Annotated in this window: 12 protein-coding genes; all 12 read right to left on the bottom strand. The window is 72.2% G+C overall.

Annotation, left to right across the window (positions count from 1 at the left end):
* Positions 1–203 (bottom strand): hypothetical protein (locus tag VGH76_RS25215; RefSeq protein WP_331559514.1); only part of this gene is annotated, 203 nt, incomplete at its 3' end.
* Positions 200–691, bottom strand: a complete 492-nt coding sequence (locus VGH76_RS25210) for an endonuclease domain-containing protein (protein ID WP_331559513.1) — start codon at positions 689–691, stop codon at positions 200–202. The genes VGH76_RS25210 and VGH76_RS25215, both read right to left, overlap by 4 nt.
* Positions 688–885, bottom strand: a complete 198-nt coding sequence (locus VGH76_RS25205) for a hypothetical protein (protein WP_331559511.1) — start codon at positions 883–885, stop codon at positions 688–690. Before VGH76_RS25205 ends, VGH76_RS25210 begins: the two co-directional genes overlap by 4 nt.
* A gap of 292 nt (positions 886–1,177) precedes the next feature.
* Positions 1,178–1,369 carry a hypothetical protein gene (locus tag VGH76_RS25200; protein ID WP_331559510.1) on the bottom strand — a complete coding sequence of 64 codons (192 nt, stop codon included), beginning with the start codon at positions 1,367–1,369 and terminating at the stop codon, positions 1,178–1,180.
* Between the two features lie 144 nt (positions 1,370–1,513).
* Positions 1,514–1,906, bottom strand: coding sequence for a hypothetical protein (locus VGH76_RS25195; protein WP_331559509.1), 393 nt, complete (start codon positions 1,904–1,906; stop codon positions 1,514–1,516).
* Positions 1,903–3,267, bottom strand: a complete 1,365-nt coding sequence (locus tag VGH76_RS25190; protein ID WP_331559508.1) for an AAA family ATPase — start codon at positions 3,265–3,267, stop codon at positions 1,903–1,905. Before VGH76_RS25190 ends, VGH76_RS25195 begins: the two co-directional genes overlap by 4 nt.
* Before the next feature lie 4 nt (positions 3,268–3,271).
* Positions 3,272–4,138, bottom strand: a complete 867-nt coding sequence (locus VGH76_RS25185) for a hypothetical protein (protein ID WP_331559507.1) — start codon at positions 4,136–4,138, stop codon at positions 3,272–3,274.
* Positions 4,135–4,407: a hypothetical protein gene (locus VGH76_RS25180; protein WP_331559505.1), complete on the bottom strand. Its 273-nt coding sequence runs from the start codon at positions 4,405–4,407 to the stop codon at positions 4,135–4,137. The genes VGH76_RS25185 and VGH76_RS25180 overlap by 4 nt, the downstream gene beginning before the upstream one ends.
* 31 nt (positions 4,408–4,438) lie before the next feature.
* Complete coding sequence (locus VGH76_RS25175; RefSeq protein WP_331559504.1) at positions 4,439–5,104, bottom strand: hypothetical protein; 666 nt, start codon at positions 5,102–5,104, stop codon at positions 4,439–4,441.
* Between the two features lie 35 nt (positions 5,105–5,139).
* Complete coding sequence (locus tag VGH76_RS25170; protein ID WP_331559503.1) at positions 5,140–5,571, bottom strand: DUF4031 domain-containing protein; 432 nt, start codon at positions 5,569–5,571, stop codon at positions 5,140–5,142.
* Positions 5,572–5,602: 31 nt separating this feature from the next.
* The gene (locus tag VGH76_RS25165) at positions 5,603–5,791 is read right to left on the bottom strand and encodes a hypothetical protein (RefSeq protein WP_331559502.1); all 189 of its coding nucleotides are present in this window, start codon (positions 5,789–5,791) and stop codon (positions 5,603–5,605) included.
* Positions 5,788–6,412 (bottom strand): hypothetical protein (locus VGH76_RS25160; protein ID WP_414637815.1); only part of this gene is annotated, 625 nt, incomplete at its 5' end. The genes VGH76_RS25160 and VGH76_RS25165, both read right to left, overlap by 4 nt.

Genomic DNA, 6,412 nt, shown 5'->3' with positions numbered 1-6,412 from the left:
TAGGCGTGGACCCGGGACCGGAACCAGTGGAAGTAGCCGGTGCCGGCGGTGAGCGCCGCGTACCCGGCGGCCGCCCCGACCGGGGTGGCGTTGTCGTCGAGGTACACGGGCCACGAGATCGGGTCGGCGGAGTGGAAGATGGCGCCGTCGAACGGGCCGCCGACGATCGCGACCTCGACGCCCCGATACCGCATGTCGATCATCCGGTGTCCTTCCGCGGCGACGGGATCGCCAGGTCGGGTTCGTTGTCGTTCCAGGCCATGAGCAGGGCCTGCGCCGGGGGATCTTTGAGGTAACGGGACATCCGCGACCCGACCTCCGGGTCGTCACGGATCCAGCCGAGATAGGTGTTGCACTTCCCGCAGATCAGCCCCCGCAACGCATCCGCCGGGTCGGGGATCTTGTGGTTGTGGTCGCGGTGCAGCCGCTTCGAGACGCCCTTCGCCCGGTGGCAGATCGCGCAGGCCCGCCCCTGGTAGGCGAACAGGCGGGCGATGAACCCGGCGGGGACACCGTGGTCCCGGACGGAGACCCGCTCGTGGCGCTTCTCCCGCTCGGCCCGCTTCCACGCCTTGTCGTGGTGGTAGCACCGCGGCCCCGGATACGGCGCGGCCAACGGCTTCGTCCGGGGCTCGCAGTCCTTACAGATACGGATCTTGAGGCCCTTGATCGGCAACGGTTCCGTCGTCACGACTTCTCCTCGCGGGAACTCAGCGGCGTCTTACGCTTGGAACGCCCACGCCCGCCGACCTTGTCGAACAGCTCCCGGTTCGTGACCATCAGGATCGAGCAGTACTGGCACATGACGATCGGCGGCAGGTCCAGGTCGAAGCTCAACCGCTCGCCATCCGGGCCGCCGCAGTTCGTGCACTCTTCGCCGGTCACGGCCGACCCCCCACCGTCGACGACACCGGGCACGCCGTCCCCGGATGCTCCACACGCGGCACCGGCTCCAACACCAACCGCCCCAAACGCCCACACGACGCGCACTCCACCGGCAGCCCCCGCGACCGCGACCCCGACTGGCCGCCCGGATGGGGGGCCCAGCAAACCCGCAGGCCAGCCGCCGAGATCACCTCCACGATCGCCTCCGGGGACCGCTGCCGCACCGTCAACGACTGCACCGCCCGCAGCAGCGCCCACGTCGGCTCCACCGGGCCCTCGATCTCCGCGGCCATCACCGCCCCACCCCCACCCGGGGACGGCGCGCAGGCGGGGACGACGGCGGGTCCAGGCAGCCCCCGTGGGGGCCGCGGCCGTGGCGGTGCGCGTCGAACAACTCGATCACCGTGAAGGTCACGTGGCAGGCGGTGCAGTGGCACGGGGCGGTCCCGGTCCACGTCGCCGCGCAGACGATGCAACTCGGCATGATCGACACCTCGTTTCATGATCGCTGAAAAGTGGGGGGTCCGGGGGTTTACCCCGGGGTGGGGGGTTGAGGCGCCACACGGGGCAGCTGGGGGGCCGGAAGGGGCATGTCTGGTCCAGGGGGTGCAGGGGGCAAACGGCAGGTTCATGGTGTGGCCCCCGATGCGGGCCCGTCGAGCACCAAATCCCACGGCTCCCGCACCACCTCGACCGCGGGCCCCGGAACCCGAGGCACCGGGATCTCCCCGGACCCAGTGGCCGCGCCCGCGCCCGCGCGTGTGAGGCCCTCCGCGGTCGGCGCCCCCGACCGCAGCCACGTCTCCGTCGGCCGGTCGACGTACGACGCCGGGAGGTGCCGCAACCACCCGGGGATGCACTCCGCGGAGCAGTAGTCGGCGGCCACCGGCCGGGACCGCTGGGTGGGGTGCGGGACCGCACCGAGGCAACCGTCCCGGGCGCACTGGCGCAGCGCCGGGTCCTGCTCCCGCCGGGGGCGGGCCTGCTCCTGCTCCCAGAACGGGCGGGGCTCGTCGCTCACGCCACCCACTCCTCACCGTCGTGATCAAGCCAGTCGCTGTAGCGGCTGTCCGGTGGTGTCCACGGCAACCCCCGCGTCGACTTCGACAGCGACCGCGGCCACGCCCGCCGGTCCCGGTCACCGCGCCACCGCTCGAAGGTCACCGTCGTCGGCATCCCGTCCAGACCCTCGGTGTCCGCGACCGGGCGCATCCCGTACCCGAACTCCGGCCACCGCCGGAACACCGACGACCCGATCGGGCGCAGGTCCCGTTCCCGACCACCCGACGAGTTCGGGGTGTGCGCCTCCAAGATCAGCGCGAAGCCGTAGCGGTGCCGCAACGTGTCCAGCTGCGCGATCATCGCCTTGGCGTCGTTCTCGTCGGTGGTGTCGGCGAGGGTGAGCTTGTAGTGCGGCCCGGCGATCACCAGGTCCGGGGCGGTCGCCGCGATCGACCGCTCCAGGCGCGCCAGCTCCCGCGGGTCGGACAGCGGGATGCCCTCGGGGCGGATCACGAACCGCAGCGCCCCGTCGTCCTCGTCGTGCCAGCCCGGCCGGGGGACACCGTGCCGGTCGCAGAGCAGCTCGACGCGTTCCCCGGTGCCCCGGTAGCGCCGCGACAGCTGCCGCTCGGAGTTCTCGGCGTCGGCGACCAGCACCGTCATCGGCCCACCCCCGGCCAGGGCGAGGGGCCGCCCGGAGAACGGGTGGAGCCCGGCCGCCGACGTCAACGCGATCTGGATCAGCAGCTCGGACTTCCCGAGACCCTCGGTCGCGGTCAGCATCAGCCGGTCCTCCCGCTCCAACAGGCCGGGGATCACCCAGTCGTGCCCGAGCGGGATGGAGATCAGCTTCGCGTAGTTGTCGGGTGGGGCGACGACCTCTTCGAGTTTGGTCGCGGCCGCCTCGATCGCGGTGGCGGCCTCGGACAGGGCCCGGTCGTAGCCGACGGGGTCGTCATTGCGCAGCGACTGGTCGACCTGCTGGCGGAGCCGGAGGGCGGCGGCGACGGCGGTGCGGGCGCGGGCGACCCGGTGGACCCGTTCCCCCCAGTAGGCGAGCGTCTCGGCGGTCGGGGAGACGACCTCGGAGTACAGCTCGAACACCCGGACGGTGACCCGGCGGGCGACGTCGTCGGTGCCGGCGCGGGTCTCGACGAGCCGCTGCACGGTGACGGGGTCGATGGGGTCTTCGGAGCGGTAGAGGTCGGCGATGGCGGCGGCGATGAGCCGTTGGTCGCTGGTCCAGGAGGCGACGGCGTTGAGCCGGTGGAAGGTGTCGCGGGCGAGGTCGGGGGCGCTGATCGCGATCCCGAGGACTTGGCGTTCGGCGAGTTCGTCGGTGGCGTAGTCGGGGGCGGGTTCGTGGTCGTGGTCGGTCATCGGGTCACTTCCAGAAGGGCGGCGGCGTCTTGGGGGTGGCTAGGCGGATGTCTTTGCAGCGGTGGCAGGGGCGGTTGTCGTCGGGGTGGGTCCCGCAGGGGGCGTCGTTGGCGGGGGTGTCCTTCGTGGTTCCGATGGGGGTTGGGGGGGGTGGTTTTGCCTCGCGCGTGGGCGCGCGCGGGCGGGCGGGCGCGCCCCCACCCCCGGGCCGGGACGGGCCGGGCCGGGGGGCCAGAAGCGTTTCTAGATGTGTCGCTTGGTCCGTATCTAGATACGACCCAGATACGACACCAGTACCGAGGGAGCCAGGTCGGAGCAGCGTCATGCCCGCGACCTGCACGGATCGTCCGCCGAGGAGGTCCCGGCACCCCTTGCAGAACGTCACGACGTTGTCGACGGTGACCGCACCCGAAGCCTCGACATCGGCGTAACAGCCACCGGAACTGCTACGGCGATCCCGGAAATCGACCTTTACTCCGCATCGGCGACACCGGTTACTGTCGCGTAACCCCACGGCATCGAGCACTTCGCGGTCGCGATACAGCGCGGTCTTCCACGCGTTGTAGCTCCGCTCGACCGTCTGCGACTCCTTCGTGGGCTGGTACACGGACCAGTCGTGGAAGCAGAATCCGTCCTCTCCGTCGACCTTGTCCTCGACCCACAGCTTGGCGTCGACGAGGGCCGCGGCGAGCCGGAGCCGCGGGTCGTAGCGGCGGACGATCTCGACGGGGACGAAGCCGTCGGTGCCGGCGTTCGCGGCCCACGCCCCGCACGTCGTCCACAGCCCGGTCGCCGCCATCCGGTTGCGCGCCCCGAGCGCGCGGAACTTGCGGTGGTCGGGGAGCTGGTCGTCGACCTTGAACCAGGTCATCCGGTGATCACCCACTCCCCTCCGTCGTCGTTCTTGTAGCGGACGACCGCGAGCAGGGCGAGCCCGCGTTGGGTGACCGCGGGGTCGTTGAGGGCGGCGTTGAGGCGGTCGCGGGAGACGGCGCCGTTGCCGTCGCACACGAGCCCGCCGACCGTGTAGCGGAGCCGCAGCGTCGGGGTCTGGACCCGGAGCCGCAGCCACACGTGGCGCAGCAGCCGGGCGACGGCGGTCTCCCGCTGGTGGGTGATGCCGTAGGTCGCGAGCCCCATCACCACCCCACCTCCCTGCTGCTGCGCCGGGTCACGACGCCACCTGCTCGTCGGTGCGGGCGGCGGCCCAGTCGGCGGCGATGGCTTGGCGGTGGCGGGCGACGGTGCGGGTGGTGAGCCCGAGGTCCCACGCGGTCTGCTGGAGGGTGTGGCCGGCGGCCCAGTGGCGGGCGATGGTGGCGCGGCGGTCGGCGGTTTCGGAGCGTTGGGTGGCGGCGGCGTCCGGATCTTTCTGCCCGGTCTTGGGTTGCTCGTCCATGTTGTCGATGTCGTCGAAGGCGGCGGCGACGACCCAGCCGCGGTTGCGGGCGCGGAGCCCGGCGCGGGGCGAGGGCCCGTCACGCCACCACAGTTTGCGGAACACGAGGTCGACGCGGCGGGCGCTGGACTGGGTGATGGTGCCGCGGTGGGTGGCGGTGATGATTTTCGCGACCTGGGAGCGGTTGAGGGTGGTGTGTGCGGCGATGTCTTCGATGCGCCAGTCGCGGGCGGCGAGGGCCTGTAACCGGCGGGCGTAGGGCCCGGCGGGGATCAGGTGGTGGGGGTGGAGTCCGGCTTCGTGGAGCTTGTCGTAGCGGTGCCGGTCGGCGATGGCGGCGGGTGAGCGGCAGCCGTAGCGGTGCGCCGAGTAGGTGTCGTGGGAGCGGACGTTGGGGCAGGTGTGGTCGCGGGGGCAGCGGGCGGGTGACGTCTTCATGGGGGGTGGGTTCTCCGGGTGGGTGGCGGCGGGGTTCAGGTGTTGACGGGTGCGGGCACCCCGCGCAGGCAGCCGCGGCCGCAGCGCTCGGCGATCTGGTGGGTGCCGGTGGGGCCGTGGGTGTCGTCGGGGCAGCCGCAGGTGCACGGGCCGAGAGTCATCCAGCGGCGGGTGATGATCGGGACCATCTCGCGGCTGGTGACTTCGACGGCGCCGAGCCGGACGGCCTCCTTCCGCTTGGTCTCGGTGACGTCGTAGTGCCAGTTCGCGGAGGCCCGCGACCCGGGCTTCGACGGCCACGGCTTCCCGGTGACGGTGGGGTCCTGGAACCAGGACCGGCGGAGCCCGAGCCGGGCGGCGAACGCGTGCAGCTCGTCGACGGTGTCGGCGGTCAGGTGCGACCACACGGCGGACCTCCCCCGCCCGACCTGGGCGCGGACCCGGAAGTCATCGACGTAGACGGTCATCCGGCACCCCCCGTCCCGCTGTTCGGGGCGCTCACGACGCGTATCCGTTGAGCACGGTGTTGAGGTCGGCGGCGTCGATGGTGCGCGGGTGATCGCCGACGCCGGTGATCTCCCATTGGGCGGGGGCGTCGTCGGTCGCCGGGTGCGGCTGGATGTCGGCGAGGGCTTTGCGGATGGTGGCGGCGGCCTGCCGGACGGGACGCTGCTGCTGCGGGGTCATCCCGCACCCCCCGTCGACAGCTCCAGGTAGCTGCGCATCTGGTCGGCGGTGGCTTCGTCGGCGGCGACCCCGATAGCGGCCTCAAACTCGGTCTCGAGTTTTTCCGACGACCACCCCTTCGGGCACCCGGCAGAGATCTGCGTCCACAGGGCTTCGATCTCCGGGTCGGCGGCGACGGCGGGCTCCGGGGGCGCGGCCCGCTCGGGGGCGGTCGCGGCGTCGGCGGGCGGGGGTTTGATCTCCTCGGCGCGGGCCGCGAACATCGCGGCCGCTTCGGCGTTCCGCGGGTCTTGGAGGGCGCCCTCCTTCCCAGACACCCGCCTCCATAGGTCCCGCAGCTGATCGGGGGTCTCGCAGGCCATGACGGCCTCGGTGATCGAGTCCGGGTCGATGATCGTCGCCCCGGGCGGGGGCGGGGCCTGCCCACTGGTGAGGGCCTGCCGGGTGGTCGGGGGGGTGATGGAGCGCTGGTCGGCGGGGCCGAGCTGCCCCGCGGACGCGGCGGCCGCCAACATCTGCTGGGGGGTGATGTCGACGTCCAACACCGGCGTCATCCAGTGCCGGGTCATCCCGTCCTTGACGTCTTTGCGCTTCTCCAGGGCCAGGTAGGCCTCGACGTAG

Source organism: Actinomycetospora sp. (assembly GCF_036497585.1).
Taxonomy (GTDB): Bacteria; Actinomycetota; Actinomycetes; order Mycobacteriales; family Pseudonocardiaceae; genus Actinomycetospora.
The sequence above is the reverse complement of the archived record's forward strand: the minus strand, read 5'-3'. Positions and strand labels throughout refer to the sequence as shown.

Excerpts from the sequence above, each read along its gene's own strand:
- VGH76_RS25175 (WP_331559504.1), bottom strand. The coding sequence starts at position 5,104 with ATGAAGACGTCACCCGCCCGCTGCCCCCGCGACCACACCTGCCCCAAC.
- VGH76_RS25180 (WP_331559505.1), bottom strand. The coding sequence starts at position 4,407 with ATGGGGCTCGCGACCTACGGCATCACCCACCAGCGGGAGACCGCCGTC.
- VGH76_RS25170 (WP_331559503.1), bottom strand. The coding sequence starts at position 5,571 with ATGACCGTCTACGTCGATGACTTCCGGGTCCGCGCCCAGGTCGGGCGG.
- VGH76_RS25185 (WP_331559507.1), bottom strand. The coding sequence starts at position 4,138 with ATGACCTGGTTCAAGGTCGACGACCAGCTCCCCGACCACCGCAAGTTC.
- VGH76_RS25200 (WP_331559510.1), bottom strand. The coding sequence starts at position 1,369 with ATGCCGAGTTGCATCGTCTGCGCGGCGACGTGGACCGGGACCGCCCCG.
- VGH76_RS25190 (WP_331559508.1), bottom strand. The coding sequence starts at position 3,267 with ATGACCGACCACGACCACGAACCCGCCCCCGACTACGCCACCGACGAA.
- VGH76_RS25165 (WP_331559502.1), bottom strand. The coding sequence starts at position 5,791 with ATGACCCCGCAGCAGCAGCGTCCCGTCCGGCAGGCCGCCGCCACCATC.